Source organism: Kitasatospora sp. NPDC001132, assembly GCF_053598415.1.
Genome location: NZ_JBSFKF010000004.1, coordinates 123,911 through 144,940 on the forward strand (window position 1 = coordinate 123,911; position 21,030 = coordinate 144,940).

The 21,030-nt window shown below is 73.4% G+C and carries 17 protein-coding genes and 1 tRNA gene; 4 read left to right on the forward strand and 14 right to left on the reverse strand.

What is annotated here, in order from left to right:
* Positions 1 to 127: 127 nt before the first annotated feature.
* The 3 genes from lysA to ACWDBE_RS07435 form a co-directional block, all read right to left on the reverse strand.
* On the reverse strand, positions 128 to 1,519 hold the full coding sequence (lysA, locus tag ACWDBE_RS07425; RefSeq protein ID WP_449791577.1) for a diaminopimelate decarboxylase: 1,392 nt from the start codon (positions 1,517 to 1,519) through the stop codon (positions 128 to 130).
* Positions 1,520 to 1,609: 90 nt separating this feature from the next.
* Positions 1,610 to 3,271 carry an arginine--tRNA ligase gene (argS, locus tag ACWDBE_RS07430; protein WP_449791576.1) on the reverse strand — a complete coding sequence of 554 codons (1,662 nt, stop codon included), beginning with the start codon at positions 3,269 to 3,271 and terminating at the stop codon, positions 1,610 to 1,612.
* 83 nt (positions 3,272 to 3,354) lie between these two features.
* The gene (locus ACWDBE_RS07435; protein ID WP_449807553.1) at positions 3,355 to 3,786 is read right to left on the reverse strand and encodes a response regulator; all 432 of its coding nucleotides are present in this window, start codon (positions 3,784 to 3,786) and stop codon (positions 3,355 to 3,357) included.
* 187 nt (positions 3,787 to 3,973) lie between these two features.
* Between ACWDBE_RS07435 and ACWDBE_RS07440 the strand changes: the two genes are divergently transcribed.
* Positions 3,974 to 4,045: transfer RNA gene (locus ACWDBE_RS07440), tRNA-Arg, on the forward strand.
* Positions 4,046 to 4,162: 117 nt separating this feature from the next.
* Here the strand turns inward: ACWDBE_RS07440 and ACWDBE_RS07445 are convergent.
* The 4 genes from ACWDBE_RS07445 to ACWDBE_RS07460 all read right to left on the reverse strand — a co-directional run bounded on the left by ACWDBE_RS07445 (position 4,163) and on the right by ACWDBE_RS07460 (position 9,713).
* On the reverse strand, positions 4,163 to 5,113 hold the full coding sequence (locus tag ACWDBE_RS07445) for a trypsin-like serine peptidase (RefSeq protein WP_449791575.1): 951 nt from the start codon (positions 5,111 to 5,113) through the stop codon (positions 4,163 to 4,165).
* 132 nt (positions 5,114 to 5,245) lie between these two features.
* Positions 5,246 to 6,151, reverse strand: coding sequence for a carbohydrate kinase family protein (locus ACWDBE_RS07450; RefSeq protein ID WP_449807451.1), 906 nt, complete (start codon positions 6,149 to 6,151; stop codon positions 5,246 to 5,248).
* Positions 6,152 to 6,226: 75 nt separating this feature from the next.
* Entirely contained in the window at positions 6,227 to 7,765 is a 1,539-nt protein-coding gene (locus tag ACWDBE_RS07455; RefSeq protein ID WP_449791573.1) for an MFS transporter, read from the reverse strand.
* Between the two features lie 223 nt (positions 7,766 to 7,988).
* Positions 7,989 to 9,713: a DUF885 domain-containing protein gene (locus ACWDBE_RS07460; RefSeq protein ID WP_449807452.1), complete on the reverse strand. Its 1,725-nt coding sequence runs from the start codon at positions 9,711 to 9,713 to the stop codon at positions 7,989 to 7,991.
* 119 nt (positions 9,714 to 9,832) lie between these two features.
* Between ACWDBE_RS07460 and ACWDBE_RS07465 the strand changes: the two genes are divergently transcribed.
* Positions 9,833 to 10,582, forward strand: coding sequence for a TetR/AcrR family transcriptional regulator (locus tag ACWDBE_RS07465; protein WP_449791571.1), 750 nt, complete (start codon positions 9,833 to 9,835; stop codon positions 10,580 to 10,582).
* Between the two features lie 86 nt (positions 10,583 to 10,668).
* On the opposite strand, the gene ACWDBE_RS07470 is transcribed toward ACWDBE_RS07465, so the two are convergent.
* The 7 genes from ACWDBE_RS07470 to ACWDBE_RS07500 form a co-directional block, all read right to left on the reverse strand.
* Positions 10,669 to 11,874: a protein kinase domain-containing protein gene (locus ACWDBE_RS07470; protein WP_449807453.1), complete on the reverse strand. Its 1,206-nt coding sequence runs from the start codon at positions 11,872 to 11,874 to the stop codon at positions 10,669 to 10,671.
* A gap of 112 nt (positions 11,875 to 11,986) precedes the next feature.
* Positions 11,987 to 12,973 (reverse strand): ABC transporter substrate-binding protein, encoded by a 987-nt coding sequence (locus ACWDBE_RS07475; protein WP_449791569.1) that lies wholly within the window; start codon positions 12,971 to 12,973, stop codon positions 11,987 to 11,989.
* A gap of 46 nt (positions 12,974 to 13,019) precedes the next feature.
* Complete coding sequence (locus ACWDBE_RS07480) at positions 13,020 to 13,772, reverse strand: amino acid ABC transporter ATP-binding protein (protein WP_402401846.1); 753 nt, start codon at positions 13,770 to 13,772, stop codon at positions 13,020 to 13,022.
* A 38-nt stretch (positions 13,773 to 13,810) separates the two neighbouring features.
* On the reverse strand, positions 13,811 to 14,803 hold the full coding sequence (locus ACWDBE_RS07485; RefSeq protein WP_449807454.1) for an amino acid ABC transporter permease: 993 nt from the start codon (positions 14,801 to 14,803) through the stop codon (positions 13,811 to 13,813).
* 28 nt (positions 14,804 to 14,831) lie between these two features.
* Entirely contained in the window at positions 14,832 to 15,782 is a 951-nt protein-coding gene (locus ACWDBE_RS07490; RefSeq protein WP_449807455.1) for an ABC transporter substrate-binding protein, read from the reverse strand.
* A gap of 10 nt (positions 15,783 to 15,792) precedes the next feature.
* Complete coding sequence (locus ACWDBE_RS07495; RefSeq protein WP_449807456.1) at positions 15,793 to 16,311, reverse strand: GNAT family N-acetyltransferase; 519 nt, start codon at positions 16,309 to 16,311, stop codon at positions 15,793 to 15,795.
* Complete coding sequence (locus ACWDBE_RS07500; RefSeq protein ID WP_449791565.1) at positions 16,308 to 17,474, reverse strand: LLM class flavin-dependent oxidoreductase; 1,167 nt, start codon at positions 17,472 to 17,474, stop codon at positions 16,308 to 16,310. Before ACWDBE_RS07500 ends, ACWDBE_RS07495 begins: the two co-directional genes overlap by 4 nt.
* A gap of 653 nt (positions 17,475 to 18,127) precedes the next feature.
* Here ACWDBE_RS07500 and ACWDBE_RS07505 point away from each other — a divergent pair.
* On the forward strand, positions 18,128 to 19,081 hold the full coding sequence (locus ACWDBE_RS07505) for an amino acid ABC transporter permease (protein WP_449791564.1): 954 nt from the start codon (positions 18,128 to 18,130) through the stop codon (positions 19,079 to 19,081).
* Entirely contained in the window at positions 19,078 to 21,009 is a 1,932-nt protein-coding gene (locus ACWDBE_RS07510; protein WP_449807457.1) for an FAD/NAD(P)-binding protein, read from the forward strand. The genes ACWDBE_RS07505 and ACWDBE_RS07510 overlap by 4 nt, the downstream gene beginning before the upstream one ends.
* The last annotated feature ends 21 nt before the right edge of the window (positions 21,010 to 21,030 follow it).

Consider the following 21,030-nt stretch of genomic DNA (forward strand, 5'->3'; position numbering starts at 1 on the left):
TGCATTCATTCGTGCTTCGGTATTTCCGGCGGGTTTTCCTGGACCGCCGGAAACTTCGGTCCGTACCAGTCTCCGGGACTTTCCGTACGGATCTACGGTCGTTCCATGATCTGAGACGAGAATTTCGTCATCCGATATCCAGACGCAGGAGATCCTCCTCCGTCTCGCGCCGGACGATCACCCGCGCCGCACCGTCCTTGACGGCGAGCACGGGGGGCTTGAGGGCGTGGTTGTAATTGCTCGCCATCGACCGGCAGTAGGCGCCGGTGGCGGGAACCGCGATCAGGTCGCCCGGGGCCAGGTCGGCCGGCAGGAAGGCGTCCCGGACGACGATGTCGCCGGACTCGCAGTGCTTTCCGACCACCCGCACCAGCATCGGCTCCGCGTCACTGGTGCGCGACACCAGGGCCACCGAGTACTCGGCGTCGTACAGCGCGGTGCGGATGTTGTCGGACATCCCGCCGTCCACGCTGACGTAGGTGCGCAGGCCCTCCAGCGGCTTGACGGTGCCGACCTCGTACAGCGTGAACGCCGTCGGGCCGACGATGGCCCGGCCCGGCTCCACGCTCAGCCGGGGGGCGTTCAGGTTCGCGGCCGCGCACTCGCGGCGGACGATCTCGGCCAGCGCGGCCGCGATCTCGGCCGGCTCGCGCGGGTCGTCCTCGCTGGTGTAGGCGATGCCGAGGCCGCCGCCGAGGTCGATCTCGGGCAGCTCGACGCCGTGCTCGTCGCGGATCCCGGCCAGCAGGCCGACCACCCGGCGGGCGGCCACCTCGAAGCCGGCCATGTCGAAGATCTGCGAGCCGATGTGCGAGTGGATGCCGCGCAGCTCCAGGCTGTCGTGGCCGAGCACCCGGCGCACCGCCTCGGCGGCCGCCCCTCCGTTGAGGGAGAGCCCGAACTTCTGGTCCTCGTGCGCGGTGGCGATGAACTCGTGGGTGTGCGCCTCGACGCCGACGGTGATCCGGATCAGCACCGGCTGGCGCACGCCCTGGCGGGCGGCGATCGCGGCGAGGCGCTCGATCTCCTCGTAGGAGTCGAGCACGATGTGCCCGACGCCGGTCTTCACGGCGTTCTCCAGCTCGTCCGCCGACTTGTTGTTGCCGTGCAGCGCGATCCGCTGCGGCGGCATCCCGGCGGCCAGCGCGACCGCGAGCTCGCCCGCGCTGCACACGTCGAGGTTGAGGCCCTCCTCGTGCAGCCAGCGCACGACGGCCTTGGAGAGGAACGCCTTGCCGGCGTAGTAGACGTCCGCGTCGGCGCCGAAGGCGTCCCGCCAGGCGCGTGCCCGGGAGCGGAAGTCCTCCTCGTCCAGCACGTAGGCGGGGGTGCCGAACTCGGCGGCCAGCCGCTTGACGTCGATGCCGCCGACGGTGGCCACACCCTCGGCGTCGCGGGCGACGGTGCGCGACCAGACCTTGGGGTCGAGCGCGTTCAGGTCGGCGGGCGGGGCCTGGTAGTGGCCCTCGGGCAGGACGTCGCCGTGGCGGGGGCCTGCGGGGTGTGCGGAACGGCTCATGGTGCTGGGTTCCTTCGAGACCTATGGCGAGGGGCGGCGACGGTCCCCGTTGACCGTCAGCCGCCCCCGCTGTGCGCTTGGGGGTGGTGCCTACATCCGCTCGGGCGCCGTCACGCCCAGGAGCGTGAGGCCGTTGGCGAGCACGGTGCGCGTCGCCTCGACCAGCCAGAGGCGGGCGCGGTGCGTGTCGGTGAGTTCCTCGTCGCCCTTGGGCAGGAACATGCAGTTCTCGTACAGGCGGTGGTACTTGCCCGCGAGCTCCTCCAGGTAGCGCGCCACCCGGTGCGGCTCGCGCAGCTCGCCGGCCGTGGCCAGCACCCGCGGGAACTCCGCGAGGTGGCCGAGCACGTCGGATTCCCACTCGGTGGCCAGCAGCTCGGGCTTGAACTGCTCGGCCGTGCCCTTGTCCACGCCCAGCTCGGCGGCCTTGCGCGCCACGCCGCACATCCGGGTGTGGGCGTACTGGACGTAGAAGACCGGGTTCTCGGTGGTCTGGCTGGTCAGCAGGTTGATGTCCAGCGTGATCGTCGAGTCCGTGGAGGAGCGCGCCAGGGTGTAGCGGGCGGCGTCCACGCCGATCCACTCGACCACGTCGTCGATCGTGATGATGTTGCCGGCCCGCTTGGACATGCGGACCTCTTCGCCGTCGCGAAGCATCTTCACGAACTGGCCGATCTTCACCTCGATGTTGCGGTTCATGTCGTCGCCCGCGCAGGCCGAGATGGCCTTGAGGCGGTTGACGTAGCCGTGGTGGTCGGCGCCCAGCATGTAGAGCGCGACCTCGGCGCCGCGGTCCCGCTTGGACAGGTAGTACGCGGCGTCGGCGGCGAAGTAGGTCTTGTCGCCGTCGGCCTTGATCAGGACGCGGTCCTTGTCGTCGCCGAAGTCGGTGGTGCGCAGGAAGACCGCGCCCTCCTGCTCGAAGACGTGGCCCTGGTCGCGCAGCCGGTCGATGGCCTTCTCGACGGCGCCGGAGTCGTGCAGCGTCTTCTCCGAGAACCACACGTCGAAGTGGGTGCCGAACTCGTCCATCGAGCGCTTGATCTCGGCGATCATGAGCTTGAGGCCCTCGGTGCGGAAGACCTGCAGCTGCTCGGCCTCGGGCAGGTCGAGCACGCCGGGGACCGCCTCGGTGAGCGCCTTGGCGATGTCGACGATGTACTCGCCGACGTACCCGCCCTCGGGCACCTCGCGGCCGTTCGCGGCGGCCTGCAGCGAGGCGGCGAACTTGGTGATCTGCACACCGGCGTCGTTGAGGTAGTACTCGGTGGTGACGTCGGCGCCGGAGGCCCGCAGCACGCGCGCCATCGAGTCGCCGACGGCGGCCCAGCGGACGCCGCCGATGTGGATCGGGCCGGTCGGGTTGGCGGAGACGAACTCCAGGTTGATCTTCAAGCCCTCGAGGGCGTCGTTGCGGCCGTAGGCCTCGCCCGCCTCGACGATGGTGCGCGCCAGCGCACCGGCGGTGGCGGTGTCCAGGGTGATGTTCAGGAAGCCCGGACCGGCGATGTCGACCTTGGCGACGCCGGTGATCCCTCGCAGGCGCTCGACCAGCAGTTCGGCAACGGCTCGCGGCGGCTTGCCGGCCGCCTTGGCGAGCTGGAGGGCCACGTTGGTCGCGTAGTCGCCGTGGTCCCTGTTCTTGGGCCGGTCGACCGTCACGTGCTCGGGCACGGCGACGGCCAGCTCGCCCGCCTCGACGGCGGAGCTCACGGCGGCCTGGATTGCCTGGGAAAGGTCTGCGGGGGTCACGACGCCAAGCGTAGGCGAGACGGGGTGCCCGCCCGCCACTCGGTTTACCTGTCGGGACGCCGCCGCGCCGTCGTTACGGGGTCTCAGTCGTGATCCGTGCGTTCTGTTCGCTCAGGGCGAACTGCCTCGGGCGGTCCGCCCGGCTGCCCCGCGAGCCGCATCAGCCGCCGGACCAGGGCCACCAGATCGGCCGGGTCGAAGGGCTTGCCGAGATAGCCGTCCACCCCGACCGTCTCCCCCAGGTCGAGGTCCGCCGGGGTGCAGGCGCTCACGATCGCGATCGGCAGCCGGCAGGTGTCCGGAGTGGCGCGCAGCCGGGCCGCCGTCCGCAGGCCGTCCAGTCGCGGCATCACCACGTCCAGCGTGACCACGTCGGGCTGCACCCGGCGGATGACCTCCAGGCACTCGGCGCCGTCGGCGGCGGTCACCACCTCGAAGCCCTCGAGCTCCAGGTTGACCCTGATCAGCTGGCGGATCACCTCGCTGTCGTCCACCACGAGGACCCGCCCGGACACTCCCGACACCTCACCGAGGGTATCGGCGGCCCCGCCGCCCCGTCCGGCCTTTGGGCACTTCCGCTCCCCCGCCCCGCGACACCGCCGGCGACGCCCGGACGGTCTTCCGGAAACCCGTGCACGGACCGCGTCCGAAGCCTGGTAGTGTTCTCCACGTCGGAAGCGCGAGCGACCGACAGGCCAACAGGCCCCCGTAGCTCAGGGGATAGAGCACCGCCCTCCGGAGGCGGGTGCGTAGGTTCGAATCCTACCGGGGGCACTCACGCAGCGATTGCGAGAGTGTAACCAAGGCCCAGTTCAGTGGAGTTTATCCACCGACCTGGGCCTTCGTCGTGTTTCCGGGCCCGCCCGGCCCGTCCGGGACGGCCCCGTGGGCTCAGGAGGCGGCCGCCTCGGCCTGGGCGTACAGCTCGGCGATGGTGTGGTCGAAGTAGGCGCTGTACGAGATGTCGTCGGTGTCGCCGCCCTGCTGGTAGCCGCCGATCGCGCCGACCACGTCGCCGGTGGCGGTGTCGATCCAGGGGCCGCCGCTGGTGCCGGACGGGTAGGCCGGGCAGTGCACGACCCGCTGGGAGGCGCTCTGCTGCGCGGTGGCGTTGGTGCACAGGACCGGCTCCTCGGAGTCGGCGGGGTAGCCGTAGAGGCGGACGGTCGCGTCGAAGGGCTCGTCGGCGCCCAGCCGGTTGCCGCCGACCACGTCCTCGACGTTGCGGCCGTTGCTGGGGGCGGTCTCCAGGATCGCGAAGTCCTCGGCCACGTCGCCCTTCCGGGACCAGTCGGCGGTGGTGTGGATCGCCGTCACCTGCCAGGTGCCGTACGGGGCGGAGCCGTCGCGGTAGCCGGGGGCGAAGGTGACACCGTCGGTGCTGCTGAGGCAGTGCGCCGCGGTCAGCAGCAGGTTGCCGGTGGGGCTGTGCAGCACGCTGGCGGTGCAGAAGTGGTCGCCGGCCTCCGGGGCGCCGCTGAACAGCGCGCCGACGGTCCGGGACTCGCGGTCGCCGGCCGGGGCCGAGCGGGTGGTGCCGAGGGCGACGTCCGGGGTGGGGGTGGCCGTCGCGGGGGCTGCCGCCGGGGCGGCGTCCGAGGAGGGCGCCGGGGCCGCGACCGGGGCGGGCGGGGCGGAGGCCGCCGGGTCGGTGGCCGGGGGCGGAGCGGCGGCGGCCCGGGTGCTGCGGGCCGCCTTCCCGGCGGCCGTCGTGTCGGACAGGTCCGGCCCGTGCGTCCCGGTCAGCGCGACGGCGATCACCACCGCGGACAGCGCGGTGAACAGGGACGGGACCAGCAGTCCGCGGCGGCGGCGCGACGTCTGGCGGCGGTGCTTGCCCATGCCTGTTTCTCCTGCCGGGGCGGTCGGGGGGCGGCCTTCGACCAACGACTATGGCGCCTCAGCCTGGTAGCGATGTGACGGGCTCCTGGGAGCTCGATGAGAAACCCGTCGACCGCCCGCGCCCCCCCGGTGTCAGGATCCGGCGAGCACCGCGTCCAGTTCGTCGGCTCCGACGAAGGCGGTGTGCGTCCCGGCGGCGGTGCAGGCGAAGGCCCCGGCCACCGTACCGGCCCGGGCGCAGTCCAGCGGCGAGCGACTCCGGAACCACGCGTACAGGAATCCCGACACGAAGGCGTCGCCGGCGCCGTTGCTGTCCACCACCGGGCGGCCCGGGTCGACGGCGGGCAGGTGGCGCGGCGCGGGGTCGTCCCGGGTGAGCAGGTGGCAGCCCTCGGCGCCGGCGGTGGCGACGACCACCTGTGCGCGCCCTTCGGCGAGGATCGCGCGCATCACCTCCTCGTGCCGGCCGCGGCAGCCGGCCACCGAGAGGAAGACCAGGTCGGAGCCGAACGCGTAGTCGCGGCGGTACGGGTCGACGCCGTCCCAGTCGTGCAGGTCGGTGGAGGTGGTGCGGCCGAGGCGGCGCAGGTCGCCGTACATGTCCCGGTTGACGCCGGTGATGGACAGGTGGACGTGCCGGCTGCGCTCGGCGTACGGCAGGTAGAGGTCGCGCGGCAGCCGCAGGTCGGCGGGGTGGCGGCCGTCGAAGAAGGAGAACCGGCGGCCGTCCGCGTCCACCAGGTTGACCCCGCGCGGGGTGCCGTGCGGGCTCACCAGGTGGGCGAAGTGCAGGCCGTGGCGCGCGTAGTGGGCGCGGATCAGGTCGCCCTGGGCGTCGTCGCCGAGGAAGTCGACGAACGCGGTGCGCAGTCCGAGGTGGTGGGCGCCGAGGGCGACCCCGTTACCGGTGTGGCCGACGTAGTCCCGCACCGGTTCGACGAGTTGCGAGTCCCCGGGCGGGATCTCCAGCCGCTCGACCCGGACGATGGTGTCCACCCCGGCGCCGCCGACGACGAGCAGGTCGAACTCGGGCAGCATGGCGCCTCCTTGATCCTGAACGGTGCCGGGAGTCAAGCAGGCACCGGAGGCTGACTGCAAGACTTGCTGCAAATTTCAGTCGATCGGTGGTCCTTCCACCACGTGCGCCGTGGACGCCGTCTCCGCCGCCTCCGCCTGCGCACCGACCGGGACGACCGCGGCCTCGCCGGGCGTCGGCCGGTGGTCGATCATCAGCACCGCGACCAGCGCGGCCACCAGCAGGACGCCCATCGCCACCCAGATCGCGACCACGTAGCCGTGCACGGCGCCCTGGGCCCGCACCACCGGGTCGGAGGCGATCCGGGTGGCCAGGAAGCTCGCGGTGGCGCTCGCGGCGACCGTGTTCAGCAGCGCGGTGCCGACCGAACCACCCACCTGCTGAGCCGAGTTGAGCGTGGCGGCGGCCGCGCCGGCCTCGTTCGGGGCGACCCCGAGGGTGGCCAGGCTCATCGCCGGCGTGAACACCAGGCCCATGCCGATGCCGATCAGCAACTCGGCCGGCAGCACCAGGGCGGCCCACGGGCTGTCCACCCGCATCCGGGTCAGCCAGGCCATGCCACTCGCGGCCAGCAGCAGCCCGGGGCCGACCAGGACCCGGGTCGGCACCCTGGTCATCATCCGGGCCGCGAAGCCCGTCGAAGTCAGCACGACGGAGACCGTCATGGGCAGGAAGGACAGCCCGGACACGACCGGCGAGAAGTGCTTGATGGCCTGGAGGTAGTAGGTCAGGAACAGGAAGGTGCCGAACATGCCGACCATCGCCAGGCCCACCGAGAGCGCGCCGCCGCCGCGATTGCGGTCGGCGACGATGTGCACCGGCAGCAGCGGGTGCGCGGTGCGCCGCTCGACCAGGACGAACGCCGCGAGCAGCAGCACGCCCAGGGCCAGCGAGCCGATCACCAGAGCGTCGCCCCAGCCCCTGGTCACGGCCTCGGAGGTGCCGTGGACGATCGCCAGCAGGCCGCCGCAGCCGAGCAGCGCCCCGGGCAGGTCCAGCGGCATCCGGCGGCCCTTCTCCACGTGGTCGCGCTTCAGCAGGTCGAACGCCGCGAAGGCGGCGACGACGGCGATCGGCACGTTGACGAACAGGCACCAGCGCCAGTCCAGGTACTCGGTCAGCAGACCGCCGGCGATGAGGCCGATCGCGGAGCCGCCGCCGGCGATCGCGCCGAAGACGCCGAAGGCCGTACCGCGTTCGCGCGGATCGGAGAAGGTGGTGGAGAGCAGCCCCAGCGCGGAGGGCGCGAGCAGGGCGGCGAACGCTCCCTGGAGGGCACGCGCGCCGAAGAGCATGGCGGGGCCGACCGCGGCGCCGCCGAGGGCGGAGGCGAGGGCGAAGCCCAGCAGGCCGACGGTGAAGACGCGCTTGCGGCCGAAGAGGTCGCCCAGCCGGCCACCGAGCAGCAGCAGACCGCCGAAGGCGAGCGTGTAGGCGGTGATCACCCACTGCCGGTCGGCGTCCGAGATGCCCAGCTCCCGCTGGGCGGACGGCAGCGCGATGTTCACGATGGTGACATCGAGGACGATCATGAGCTGGGCGGTGGCGATGACGGCCAGCGCCCACCAGCGGCGACGGTCCGCGTCCTCATGACCGGTGACGGTTTGCGCAGTCACAGGCCGGGCCTTCCGGTGTGGGGGCGGAGAGGTCACGCATTCGCCTTCCAGCCAAACTCCGGCCGGGACGGACCGCAAGGCAAAACCTCTCCAAACCGGATCTTTGGGACAAAAGAACCGGCCCCCCGGGGCTCCGGACCGAGTCCCGGGGGCCTGGTTCCCCCGATCGCGGCCACCGCGTGTGCCCCGGCCCGCTCAGCGCACCGTCACCGGGGCGCACCGGTCACAGCGCCGACAGCTCCTCGACCAGGTCGTCCAGCCCCAGCGAACCCTGCGAGAGCGCCGCCATGTGCCAGGCCTTGAGGTCGAACTCCTCGCCGCGCGCCTCGTGCGCCGCCTTCGCCGCCGCCCGCCCCCGCAGCCAGGCGCGCTCGCCGAGCTTGTAGCCGATCGCCTGGCCGGGCAGGCCCAGGTAGCGGACCAGCTCGCTGTCCAGGAACTCGGCGGACAGGCCGCAGTACAGGCCGAAGAACTCCCGGGCGTGCTCGGGGCCGACCGGCTCGCCCGGCCGGTACGGGGAGTCCGCCGGGAAGTCCATGCCCACGTGCATGCCGATGTCGACGATGACCCGCAGCGCGCGCATCATCTGCGCGTTGAGGTAGCCCAGGCGGTGGCCCGGGTCGGTGAGGTAGCCGAGCTCGTCCATCAGGCGCTCGGCGTACAGCGCCCAGCCCTCCAGGTTGGCGCTGACCCCGCCGAGGCTCACCTGGTAGGTGGAGAGCCGGTCGGCGACGTAGTTCCACTGCGCGAGCTGGAGATGGTGGCCCGGCACGCCCTCGTGGTACCAGGTGGAGACCAGGTCCCAGACCGGGAAGCGGTCCCGGCCGACCAGCGGCAGCCAGGTCCGCCCCGGGCGGCTGAAGTCCAGCGAGGGCGCGGTGTAGTACGGCGCGGCGGCACTGCCGGCCGGCGCGATCCTCGACTCGACCCTGGTGACCGGCTCGGCCAGGTCGAAGTGGGTGCCCTGGAGGTCCCCGATGGCCTGGTCCATCAGGCCCTGGAGGTACTCCCGGGCGGCCTCGGCGCCCTCGATGGCCGGGCCGTCGGACTCCAGCCACTGCATCGCCGCCAGCGGGCCCGCGCCCGGCAGGACCTTCTCGGCCTCGACCTCCATCTGCGCCAGCAGGTCGTGGAACTCGCTCCACGCCCAGGCGTAGGCCTCGTCCAGGTCCAGGTCGGCACCGGTCCAGTAGCGCACCCAGCGGGCGTAGCGCTCCCGGCCCGCGGTGTCCGGGGCGCCGGCCACGGCCGGGCCGTACACGTCGCGCAGCCAGTCGCGCAGCTCGGCCAGCGCGTCGGCGGCGGCCACCGCGTGCTTCGACAGCTCGGGCCGCAGCGACTCCGGCGCGCCCTGGACGAACTGACCGAACCACGCACCGGGAATCCGCTCCTGCGCGGGCGCGTCCTCCCCCAGCCACTCGGCGAACTGCCCGAGCACCGTGGCCACCTGGCGCGGGCCGGACAGCAGCCCGCGCTCGACGCCCTCGGCCAGCGTCCGCCGGTACTGCTCGAACGCCACCGGGATCCTCGCCATGCGGCGGCCGATCACCTGCCACTCGGCCTCGGTGTCGGTGCCCATCAGCGTGAAGGACTCCCGCAGGTCGTGCACCGGGGACCCGAGGTTGCGCAGCGAGCGGAAGCTCTCCCCCGCGTCGTGGACGGCGAGTTCGGCGGACAGCCGCTCGCGCAGCAGCCGGGCGCAGCGGCGCTCCGCCTCGTCCTCGGCGGCACCGGCCCGCTCGGCCTCGTCGAGCTTCGCCAGGGTGCGGCGGGCGAGGTCGGCAACGGCCTCGGGGCCGGCCGGGGAGAGGTCGGGCAGCCGGTCGTCGTCGAGGTTGAGGCCGAGGTAGACCGCGGTCAGCGGGTCGAGGTCGGCCAGTTCGCGGACGTGGTCGTCGGCGATGCGGCGGGGGGTGGCGCCGTCGGCGGTGATCAGTTCTTCAGACATTCCGCCATCATTGCGTGGCACCGCTGCTTTGCAACCCCTTTGCGAGCGGGGTTCGTCTGCGAAAATCCGTTCGGCCCGACAGGACCGGATCGGCCCGACGCCGATTACGCTTGGCCGCCATGGAAGCCAGCCCCACTTCGGCAGGTCAGGCACCCGTTCCGGCCGCGTCCGAGCCGCGTCCGCGCCGCACCGGCTACCGGCGGTTGCCGGTCCAGCAGCGGCGCGAGCAGCTGATCGCGGTCGCCCTGGAGCTGTTCGCCTCCCGGCCGCCCGAGGAGGTCGGCCTGGACGACGTCGCCGAGGCCGCCGGGGCCTCCCGCCCGCTGGTGTACCGCTACTTCGCGGGCGGCAAGCAGCAGTTGTACGAGGCCGCGCTGCGCACCGCGGCGGACGAGCTGACCCGCCGCTTCGCGGTCCGGGTGAGCGGGACGCCGTCCGAGCAGCTGTCGACGGTGCTGGACGGCTACTTCGCCTTCGTCGCCGAGCACGACGCGGGCTACTCGGCGCTGCTGCGCGGCGGTTCGGTGGTGGAGACGGCCCGCACCTCGGCGATCGTGGACGACGTCCGGCGGGCGGCGCTGCGCCGGACGCTGCGCCACCTGGGCGTGCGGGAGGCCGGTCCGCGGCTGACGCTGCTGGTGCGCTCCTGGATCGCGGTGGTCGAGGGGGCGTCGCTGAGCTGGCTGGACGAGGGCCGCGCACTGCCGGTGGCGGAGCTGCGCGACTGGCTGGTGGACCAGTTCACCGCGATGGCGGCGGCGACGGCGCTGCACGACCCGCAGACGGCCGAGGTGCTGGCGGGGGTGCTGGCGCTGGAGGGGCCGCGGCCGGAGCGGGCGGAGCGGCTGCGGGCGGTGCTCGGCGGCTGAGTGAGGCCCCCGGCCCCGTCCCGGGGGTCGGGGCGGCCCGCGGCGGCCCACCGGGCGGATTCCGCGCCGCGGGCCGCCGGCCCCGGTCACCCGCCGAGCAGCGCCCCCAGGCTCGCCGCCTCGCCGGCCCGCGGCCGGCCCGGTCCCGACCTCGCGACCTCCCGCTGCCAGTGCGCGAGGTCGCGCCGAGCGTCCGCCCGGGCCTCCGGGGTGGCGCCGGGCGCCCGGGTCAGCTCGTCCAGCAGGTCGACGGCGGCGCCGGGGCTGCCGTCCGCGGCCAGCCAGAGGGCCAGGTCGTGGCAGGTGCGCAGGGTACGCGGGTCCTCCGGGCCGCAGATCCGGGCGAAGGCGGGGACGAGCGCGGTGAGGATCTCCACCGCCTCCGCCGTCTCGCCGGCCTCGCCGTGCCGCCAGGCCCGGTCGGCCCGCCGGCGCAGCTGCTCCGGGCTGGGATCCTCCGGGCGCAGCATCCCGGGCCGGATGCCACGCAGTCGCTCCAGCACCTCGGCGGCGCCGGCCGGCCGCTGTTCGGGCCGCTTGGCGAGCAGCTCGGCGATCAGCCCGACCAGTGCCGGGTCCTTGCCGCGCACCGGGGGCGGGACCTCCTCCAGGTGCTTGTACATGTACTCGGCGGCCGAGGCGGCGCGGAACGGGCGCGCGCCGGTGCAGGCCTCGTACAGCATGATGCCGAGGGCGTAGAGGTCGGCCCGGCCGTCCACCGTGCCGCCGGACCAGCACTCGGGGGCCAGGTACGGGACGGTGCCGACCACGTTGCCGGTGGAGGTGAGCCGGACGGTCTGGGTGACCAGTCGGGCGATGCCGAAGTCCAGGACCTTGGCCCGCTCCCCCTCCTGCGCGATCATGACGTTCTCGGGCTTGATGTCCCGGTGGACGATCCCCGAGCGGTGCGCGGCGTCCAGCGCCTTGCACACGTGCCGCATCCAGCGCAGCGCCTGCTTGTGGTCCGGCCGGCCGGCCTTGAGCACCTCGGACAGCGCCCGGCCGCGGACCAGCTCCATGACCAGGTACGGGATCTTCCCCGAGCCGGTCTCGGTCCAACCGTAGTCGTACACCGTCACGATGTGCGGATTGTTGAGGCCGCCGGCCGTCCGGGCCTCGCGGACGAAGCGGCTGACCGCCTCCCGGTCGGTGGCGTGCTCGGCGAGCAGCACCTTGACCGCGACCTCCCGGTCGATGGTGGTGTCGGTCGCCCGCCAGACCACGCCGAACCCGCCCCTGCCCAGCTGCTGCTCCAGCCGGAAGCGACCGCCGAGCACCTCGCCCTTCTCCATGCCCTCCCCCAACTCGACCGCGTCCGCCCGGCGTTCGCCGTCGGAGGGGTCACCATAGCGGCGGGTGGGGACGAACGGGTGAACGACCGCGGGCCGGTGTGCCCGGATCCCGCTACGGCTTGGCCTTGGGCAGGCCGGGCGGGTTGATCTCGGACTTCCGCACCGCCTCGCCGTCCAGGCCCCAGCGCTTGAGCACCTGCCCGTACGTGCCGTTCGCGATCACCTCGTCGATCGCCCCGTTCAGCGCCCTGACCAGCCCGTTGTCCTTCCGGGTGGTCGCCGCGATCTTGCCGAGGACGTCCGCGCCGCCGCCCGAGTAGGTGCCGACGACCTCGGTCTCGCCGGTCTGCACGGCGTGGAAGGCCAGGCTGGGGTTGGGGCCGCTGTAGGCCTCGATCCGGCCGGAGGCGAGCGCCAGGTAGTACTCGGTGCCCTGGAAGTACTTGATGTCGATCGGCTTGAGGCCGTTCCTGACGTTCTCCTCGCTCCAGGAGACCAGCAGCTTCTCCTGGTTGGTGCCGGTGGCGACGCCGACCGACCTGCCGGCGAGGTCCTTGGCGCCGGTGACCTTGAGGCCGCTGCCCTTCTTCGCCTCGAAGCCCAGGACGTCCAGCCGGTAGGTGGCGAAGTCGTACTTCTCCTTGCGCTCCTCGGTGACGGTGATGTTGGAGACGCCCACGTCGTACTTGCCGCTGTCCAGGCCGACGAAGATGTTCTCCCAGGAGACCGTGTCGTACGCGACCTTGAGGCCCAGGACGTCGCCGATCAGCGAGGCGAGGTCCGGCTCGACGCCGATGATCGTCTTGTCGTCGTCGGCGTAGAAGCCCAGCGGCGGGATGCTGCCGACCGAGCCGACGACGGCCAGCGTCCCCTTCTTCCTGATCTCCTCCGGGACGAGCGCGGCGATCGCGTCGACCTTGGGGGTGGTGACCCGGTTCTGGTTCGGCGACAGGTTCACCACCGTGCCGTTCGGCGCGGTACTGCCCTTGGCCGGGGCGGGGCCCGCCGCGCCGGTGGCACTGCCGCCGCAGCCGGCCAGGACGAGGGCGGCGGCGAGCGCGCCGGCGGCGGCCACCAGGGCGCGACGGGGTAGGGACATGGCGAACTCCTGTTCGGTGAAAGGGGATTGAGAGAGGGCGGGAGGGTCAGAGGACCTTGGCCAGGAAGGCCCGGGTGCGCTCGTGCCGCGGCCGGTCCAGGACCTCGGCGGGCGGGCCCTGCTCGACCACCACGCCGCCGTCCATGAAGACCACGGTGTCGGCGACCTCGCGGGCGAAGCCGATCTCGTGGGTGACCACGATCATCGTGGTGCCGCTGCGGGCCAGGTCCTTGATGACGTCCAGCACCTCGCCGACCAGCTCCGGGTCGAGCGCCGAGGTCGGCTCGTCGAACAGCAGCACCTTCGGCTCCAGCGCCAGCGCCCGGGCGATCGCCACCCGCTGCTGCTGCCCGCCGGACAGCTGCCGGGGGTAGGCGGCGGCCTTGTCGGCCAGCCCGACCCGCTCCAGCAGCGCCAGCGCCGTCGCCCTGGCCTCGGCCCTGGGGCGGCGCAGCGCGGCGACCGGCGCCTCGACCAGGTTCTCCAGCACGGTGAGGTGCGGGAACAGGTTGAAGTTCTGGAACACGAAGCCGATGCCGGTGCGCTGGCGCAGCACCTCGCGCTCCCTGAGCTCGTACAGCCGGTCGCCGGAGCGCCGGTAGCCGATCAGCTCGCCGTCGATGGCGACGTGACCGCGGTCGAGCTTCTCCAGGTGGTTGATCGCGCGCAGCAGGGTGGACTTGCCGGAGCCGGACGGGCCGAGCACCACGGTCACCGAGCCGGCCGGGACGTCCAGGTCGACCCCGCGCAGCACCTCCAGCCGGCCGAAGCTCTTGTGCAGGCCGCGGACCTGCACCATCGGGGCGGCCGGGGCCGGGGCGGGCTTCGTCAGGGCGGTCACGACTGTCCTCCGGAGGTACGGGCGGCGGCGGGCCGGGTGCGGTCGGGCAGGCTCCGGGCGAAGGCCCGGACGCGCTGCCACGGAGTGGGCGGCGGGGTGCGTTCGGCGCCGCGGGCGAAGTGGCGCTCGACGTAGTACTGGCCGATCGAGAGCACGGTGGTCAGCAGCACGTACCAGACGGTGGCGACCATCAGCAGCGGCACCACCCGGCCGGTGCGGCCGTAGATGACCTGCGCCTGGTAGAAGAGCTCGCCGATGGCCATCACGTAGACCACCGAGGTGCCCTTGAGCAGGGAGATCACCTCGTTGGCGGCGGCCGGCAGGATGCCCCGCATGGCCTGCGGCAGCACGATCCGCCACCCCTGGCGCCAGCGCGGGATGCCGAGCGCGGCGGCGGCCTCCCGCTGGCCGGCGTCCACCGCGATGATGCCGCCGCGGATGATCTCGGCGGCGAACGCGGCCTGGTGCAGCCCGAGGCCGAGCACCGCCGCGCCGAGCGCGCCGAGCACCCCGACCGTCTCCACGTCGCCGAAGGTCGGGCCGAACGGGATGCCGATGCCGAACCGCTTGTACAGGTAGGAGAGGTTGAACCAGAACACCAGCTGGACGATCAGCGGGATCGAGCGGAACACCCACACGTAGGCCCAGGCGACGGACCGCAGGATCGCGCTGCGGGACAGCCGCATCGCGGCCACCACGGTGCCCAGCAGGAAACCCAGCACCGTGCCGTAGGCGGTGAGTTCGAGGGTCCGCCCGATCGCCCGGAGGATGGTGTCGGCGGTGAAGTAGAGCCGGAAGGTGGCCCAGTCCCAGCCGGGGTTGGTGGCCAGGCCGTGGGCGAACTGGGCGAGCACGACCAGCGCGGCGATCCCGAGGGCCCAGCGCCAGGGGTGCCGGGCCGGGACGGTCCGCAGGTCGGCCAGTTCGTCGAGGTCGGGGGCGGCCGCCGGCCTCGACGGGGCGGGCGGTGCTTCGGTGCTGACGGTCATCGGAGGTCTCCTCGGACGGGGGCGGCGCTCAGGCGTGCTCGGGCGGGCTGATCCGCGATTCCGTGATCGCCGACTCGGTGACCCCCCACTTGCGCAGGATCCGCTCGTACGTCCCGTCCTTGATCAGCTGGTTGACCGCCGCCTGCAGCGCCGGGGCGAGCTTCGAGCCCTTCTTCAGGGCGAAGCCGACGTCGAGGCGGTGGAACTCGCCGAGGAAGCGGGTGCCGGAGGCCTCCCGGGCGGCCTGGTGGCGCAGGCCGTTGATGGTGGACATCTCGACGTCCACCCGGCCCTGCTGGAGGCTGGTCAGCAGGGCGCCGCTCTCACTGAACGCCTTGACCTCGTACGGCTTCCTCCCGGCGTCGGCGCAGACGCCGCGCCGGCTGTTGAGGGTGGTCTCGAAGGTGGTGCCGGCGCCGGTGCCGACGGTCAGTCCGCACAGCTGGACCAGGTCGGTGACCGGCTGGATCGCGGTGTTGTCCTTGCGCACCGCGAAGCCCTGGCCGTCGTCGATGTAGGTGACGAAGTCGATGGTCTTCAGCCGGGCCGCGGTGACCCCGAAGTTGCCGGTGCCGACGTCGTACTTCCCGCTGTCCAGGGCGGGCAGGATGGTCTCGAAGGCGGCCTCCTCGCGCTGCACGGTCAGGCCGAGCAGCCGGGCGACGGCGTCGGTGAGGTCCACGTCGATCCCGGCGGGCTTCTTGGTGACCTGGTCGAGGTAGAAGGCGCTGGGCGGCGTGCCGAAGGACGAGCCGAACTTCAGCGTGCCGGCCCTGCGGACCTCCTCGGGCAGCAGCGCGGCGGCGGCGTCCGACCTGGTGAGGCCGGAGACGAGGTCCTCGGTGGCGGCGGACGGGCCGCCCGCCACCGCCGCGCCCGCGATCTTCGGGTCCGAGCCGCAGGCGGCCAGGGTCAGGGCCAGGACCGGCAGCAGGGCGGTGGTCGCGAGCAGGCGGCGGCGGGCGGTGCTGGTTCTCACGGGGGGCCTTTCAGGGGGTCGGGGCCAGGACGGGCGGCTGCGCCGCGCCGGCGGGCAGCCGCTTCTCGAAGGGGAGCGGGCCGATGGTCAGGGGGTCGGCCGAGACGTCGAACAGCGGGGCGTAGCCGGCCGCCAGGTAGAGGTTCACGGCCTCGGGCTGGCGCGGCCCTGTGGTCAGGTGGATCCGGGTGTAGCCGGCCGCGGCGGCCGTCCGCTCCAGCTCGGCCAGCACCCGACGGGCCAGGCCCCGGCGGCGGTGCGCGGAGTGCGTCCACATCCGCTTCACCTCGGCGGTGTGCTCGTCGTAGCGCTTGTACGCGCCGCCGGCCACCGGCTCGCCGTCCTCCAGCAGGAGCAGCAGCACACCGTGCGGCTCGGCGAAGGCCTCGGCCGGGTAGCGGGTCATCTCCTCGCGGCCCTCGGGGCCGTACCGGGTGACGTACTCGTGGGTGAGCTCGCGCAGCAGCGGCTCGACCAGCGGGTCGTCGATCGCGGCCCGGCGGAAGCCGGACCGGGCGGCCGCGCTCACGCCTGCGCCGCGATCAGCTGGTGGCGGTCGCGCTCGGCGCGCTCGGCCGCGGCGGCGTCCCGCTTGGCGACCTCCTCGCGGACGATCGGGATGACGTACCGGCCGAAGTCGATCGCGTCGTCCAGCAGGTCGTAGCCGCGCGCGGAGAGGATGTCCACGCCGAGGTCGTAGTAGTCGAGCAGTGCCTGGGCGACCGTCTCCGGGGTGCCGACCAGGGCGTTGGAGTTGCCCGCCCCGCCGGTGGCGGCGGCCGTCGGGGTCCACAGCGCGCGGTCGTAGCGCTCGCCGGCCTCGGCGATCTCCAGCAGCCGCCGGGAGCCGGCGTTCTCGGGTGCCGCGGCCCCGGGCGTCCCGGCATCGGGCGCCGCGGTGCCCGGAGCCCCCGGCCGGCCGGAGCCCCGGCGGGCCCTGATCGCGGCCACCGTCCGGTGCGCCTTCTCCCAGGCCAGCTCCTCGGTCGGCGCGATGATCGGCCGGAACGCCACCTGGATCCGCGGCACGTCGGTGCGCCCGGCGGCCCGCGCCGCCTCCTTCACCCGCTCGATCTGCTCGGCGGTGCGGGCCAGCGGCTCGCCCCAGAGGCAGTAGATGTCCGCCTCGGCTCCGCCGGCCGCGTAGGCCGCGTCCGAGGAGCCGCCGAAGGAGACGGCCGGGCGCGGCTGCTGGACGGGGAAGACGTCCGAGACGAAGTCGTTGAAGCGGTAGTACGGGCCCTCGTGGTCGAAGGGCTCCCGGCTGGTCCAGGCCTTCTTGACGATGCCGATGTACTCGCGGGTGCGCTCGTAGCGCTGGTCCTTGGCCAGGAAGTCGCCCTCGCGCTGCTGCTCGTGGTCGTTGCCGCCGGTGATGAAGTGCACGGTCAGCCGGCCGTCGCTGATCCGGTCGAGGGTCGCGAAGGTCTTGGCCGCGAAGGTCGGGTAGGAGACGTTCGGCCGGTGCGCGAGCAGGATCTGCAGGCGCTCCAGGTGCGAGGCGAGGTAGGCCGCCGCGGCCGCCGGCTCCGGGGTGCCGGCCCCGTACGCGAAGAGCACCCGGTCCCAGCCGTGGTCCTCGTGCGCCCGGGCCAGCCGCAGGGTGTAGTCGCGGTCGAAGGCGGCGGTGGTGCGGGCGGTGGTCTCCGAACCGTCGCCGGTGGCGGCGATGCCGAGGAATTCGACGGGCATGGCGGAACCTTTCGGGTGGGCGCAAGCCCGTCGGGCCGCGGGCGGGTTGCGGGCGGGCCGCAAGCGGGCTGCGGGTGGACTGACCGGAGGCGGCCGCGGCGGGGCGACCGTCGGACGGGTGACGGGTGACGCGAGGGCGTACGGGAGGGACTGCCGGAGTGCGGGAGAGCCGGAGCGCAGTGCGAAGTCGTCGGCGACAGCGAGGACGTGACGCGTCGTCGGCCACCGACGACGGATCCGGGCCACGACGGGGCGAGCCGAGGGAGGGCACCCCACCGGGAGTTCAGGCCGGACGGACGGCCCGCTGCCAGGTCAGCCGCGACACGCCGCGGACCACACCCGACCGAAGTCGATGTGGTCGCGGCTGACCAGGGGCTGCTCGACGTACATGGCCTCAAGTTGAGCAGTCGGCCGATCGGTCCGTCAACCGTCCATCATTGCCGCACTGTTGCGATCTCCTGTCACTTCTCCGACACGCCCCGGACCGGCCCTCCCGGCGCCCCGATCACCCTTGACAGCCGTCGATCGCGCATGCGTACGATCGGCGCGGAGTGCAGTGCCACGCGCCGGCCGTGTTGAGGGACACGGGCCGCGCCCGCGTACGTGACCACCGCCGTACCTTCCCGCCCGCACTCCGCCCAGGAGCCGCCGCCATGGCCACCCCGCAGGACGTCCTGCCCGCCCCCTCCCCGCTCGACCGCCCCGCCGCACCGCCCGACCCCGAGGCCCGGATCGTCGCCCGGCGCAGGCCCGGCCAGTGGGCCGCCGCCGGCGTCGCCCTGCTGCTGGCCGCGATGGCGGTCAACTCGGTGATCCGCAACGAGGCCTTCCAGTGGGGCGTGGTCGCCGACTGGTTCACCGCCCGGTCCGTGCTCAACGGGCTCGCCCTCACCCTGTGGCTGACCGCCGCCACCCTCGCCCTCGGCTTCGTGCTCGGCACCCTCCTCGCCACCATGCGGCTGTCCGCCAACCCGGTGCTGCGCACGCTGAGCTGGGGCTACGTCTGGGTGTTCCGCTCCACCCCGCCGCTGGTGCAGCTGCTGTTCTTCTTCAACATCGGCGCGCTCTACCCGACCCTCGGCCTGGGCCTCCCGTTCGGCCCCGAGTTCGTCACGGTCAGGACCGTCAACCTGATGGGCCCCACCCTGACCGCCGTCATCGGCCTCACCCTGCTGGAGACCGCGTACGCCGCCGAGGTGATCCGCGGCGGCATCCTCTCCGTGGACCGCGGCCAGCTGGAGGCGGCGGCCGCGCTCGGACTCGGCCGCTGGCGGGTGCTGCGCCGGATCGTGGTGCCGCAGGCGATGCGGGCGATCGTGCCGAGCGCCGGGAACATGCTGATCGGCGCGCTCAAGGGCACCAGCATCGTCAGCGTGCTGGCCGTCTCCGACCTGCTCTACTCGGTACAGCTGGTCTACCTCCAGTCGTACCAGGTCATCCCGATGCTGATGGTCGCCACCCTCTGGTACCTGGTGGTCACCACCCTGCTGTCCGTCGGCCAGTACTACGTGGAGCGGCGCTTCGCCCGGGGCGCGACCCGCGACGGCCTGCCACCCACCCCGCTGCAACGGGCCCGCGCGGCCCTCGCCAGGGCGGTGCGGGCATGACGTCGTCGCTCGTCATCGTCGGCGCCGGCCCGCGCGGCACCGGACTGCTGGAGCGGATCGCCGCCAACGCCGCCGAACTGCTGCCCGCCGACCGGCCGTTGGCGATCCACCTGGTCGACCCGTACCCGCCCGGCGCGGGCCGGATCTGGCGCCACGACCAGTCCCCGCTGCTACGGATGAACTCGATGGCCGAGGACGTCACCATGTTCACCGACGAGCGCTCCACCCTCGAAGGACCGGTTCGCCCCGGCCCCTCACTCGCCGAATGGGCCCGCAGGCAGCGGGAGTTCACGCCCTACCGGGAGGTCGCCGACCCGGCCGTCCGGGCCGAGCTGCGCACCCTCGCGCCCACCGACTTCCCCACCCGGCGGGCCCAGAGCGCCTACCTGGACTGGGTGTTCCGCCGCGCTGTCGCCGACCTGCCGGCGCACATCACGGTCACCGTCCACCGCGACACCGTCCGGCGGATCGAGGGCCCGACCGACGGCCCGCAGACCGTCCACCTCGGCGACCGGACCCTCACCGCCGACCACGTGGTGCTCACCCTCGGCCACCTCGACTCCGCCCCCCACCCGCGCTACGCGGCCGACGCCGAGTTCGCCGCCCGGCACGGCCGCTTCCACCTCCCGCCCGCCTACTCCGCCGACGTGACCGCCGAGTTGGCCGCCCTCGCCCCCGGCGAGCCGGTGGTGCTGCGCGGTCTCGGCCTCGCCTCGGTGGACCTGGTCGCCCTGCTCACCGAGGGCCGCGGCGGCCGCTTCGAACCCACCGGGGCCGGGCCCGCGCTGCGCTACCTGCCGTCCGGCCGGGAGCCGGTGCTGCACCTCGGCTCCCGGCGCGGCGTCCCGTACCACTCCAAGACCGGCTACCGCCTCCAGGGGCCGCCCGCCCCGCTCCCCCGGTACTTCGACGCGGCGGCCGTGGACACCGTGCTCGCCACCGGCGGACAGCTCGAACTGCGGCGCGACTTCTGGCCGTTGATGGCCAAGGAGATCGCCTTCGGGCACTACCACGAGCTGTTCCACGCCCACCCCGAGCGCACCACCCTGCCCTGGCCGGAGTTCCTCGCCCGCTACGACCGGCACGGCTGGTACACCCCCGAACGCGCCGCCCTGGTCGCCGAGGCCGTCCCCGACCCCGCCGACCGGATCGACTTCGAGCGGCTCGACCACCCGCTGGCCGGGCTCGAACTCGGCAGCGACGAGGAACTCCAGGAGTACCTGCGCGGGTACATCGGCGCGGACGCCGACCGCCGCGCCGACCCCGCCCACAGCGCCGACCTCGGCGCCTTCCTCGCCCTGCTGTCGCTGTTCGGCCAGCTCCCCCGGGTGACGGCCAGCGGCCGGCTCACCGCCCGCTCGATCGCCGAGGAGGTGGACGAGTGGTTCTTCGGCTACTTCGGCTTCCTCGCCTCCGGCCCGCCCGGCTTCCGGCTGCGCCAGCTGCTCGCCCTCTCCGAGGCCGGGGTGGTGCGCTTCCTCGGCGCGGACGTCCGGATCGAGCGGGACGAGGAGAGCGGCACCTGGCGGGCCTCCGGCGCCACCGTGCCCGGCCACCACGTCACCGCGACGGCGCTGGTCGAGGCGTACCTGCCCAAGCACGCGCTGGCCCGCACCCTGGACCCGCTGCTGGGCGAGCTGCACCGCACCGGACGCGTCGTCGAGGAGGTGGTCACCGACCCGGACCACACCCACCGCTCTGGCCTGGTCACCATCGCCCCCGCCGACAGCCGGCTGCTCGACCCGGCCCTCGGCGGCGCCCCGCACCCGCGCCGCACCGCCCTCGGCCCGCACACCAGCCTGCGCGCGGCCGCCGCCTTCGCCCGCCCCCGCACCGACGCCCCGGCCTTCCGCCAGAACGACGCCGCCGCCCGCGCCCTGCTCCACGCCCTGGCCGCCGTGCCGACGGCCCGGGCCCTGGCGGCATGAGAGCCATGAGGGCTGCGGCGT

Bases quoted from the DNA above. Each gene is read 5' to 3' on its own strand.
- ACWDBE_RS07460 (WP_449807452.1), bottom strand. From the start codon at position 9,713: ATGTCTGAAGAACTGATCACCGCCGACGGCGCCACCCCCCGCCGCATC.
- ACWDBE_RS07505 (WP_449791564.1), top strand. From the start codon at position 18,128: ATGGCCACCCCGCAGGACGTCCTGCCCGCCCCCTCCCCGCTCGACCGC.
- ACWDBE_RS07485 (WP_449807454.1), bottom strand. From the start codon at position 14,803: ATGACCGTCAGCACCGAAGCACCGCCCGCCCCGTCGAGGCCGGCGGCC.
- ACWDBE_RS07480 (WP_402401846.1), bottom strand. From the start codon at position 13,772: ATGGTGCAGGTCCGCGGCCTGCACAAGAGCTTCGGCCGGCTGGAGGTG.
- ACWDBE_RS07500 (WP_449791565.1), bottom strand. From the start codon at position 17,474: ATGCCCGTCGAATTCCTCGGCATCGCCGCCACCGGCGACGGTTCGGAG.
- ACWDBE_RS07450 (WP_449807451.1), bottom strand. From the start codon at position 6,151: ATGCTGCCCGAGTTCGACCTGCTCGTCGTCGGCGGCGCCGGGGTGGAC.
- ACWDBE_RS07475 (WP_449791569.1), bottom strand. From the start codon at position 12,973: ATGTCCCTACCCCGTCGCGCCCTGGTGGCCGCCGCCGGCGCGCTCGCC.
- ACWDBE_RS07470 (WP_449807453.1), bottom strand. From the start codon at position 11,874: ATGGAGAAGGGCGAGGTGCTCGGCGGTCGCTTCCGGCTGGAGCAGCAG.
- ACWDBE_RS07465 (WP_449791571.1), top strand. From the start codon at position 9,833: ATGGAAGCCAGCCCCACTTCGGCAGGTCAGGCACCCGTTCCGGCCGCG.
- ACWDBE_RS07510 (WP_449807457.1), top strand. From the start codon at position 19,078: ATGACGTCGTCGCTCGTCATCGTCGGCGCCGGCCCGCGCGGCACCGGA.
- ACWDBE_RS07445 (WP_449791575.1), bottom strand. From the start codon at position 5,113: ATGGGCAAGCACCGCCGCCAGACGTCGCGCCGCCGCCGCGGACTGCTG.
- lysA (WP_449791577.1), bottom strand. From the start codon at position 1,519: ATGAGCCGTTCCGCACACCCCGCAGGCCCCCGCCACGGCGACGTCCTG.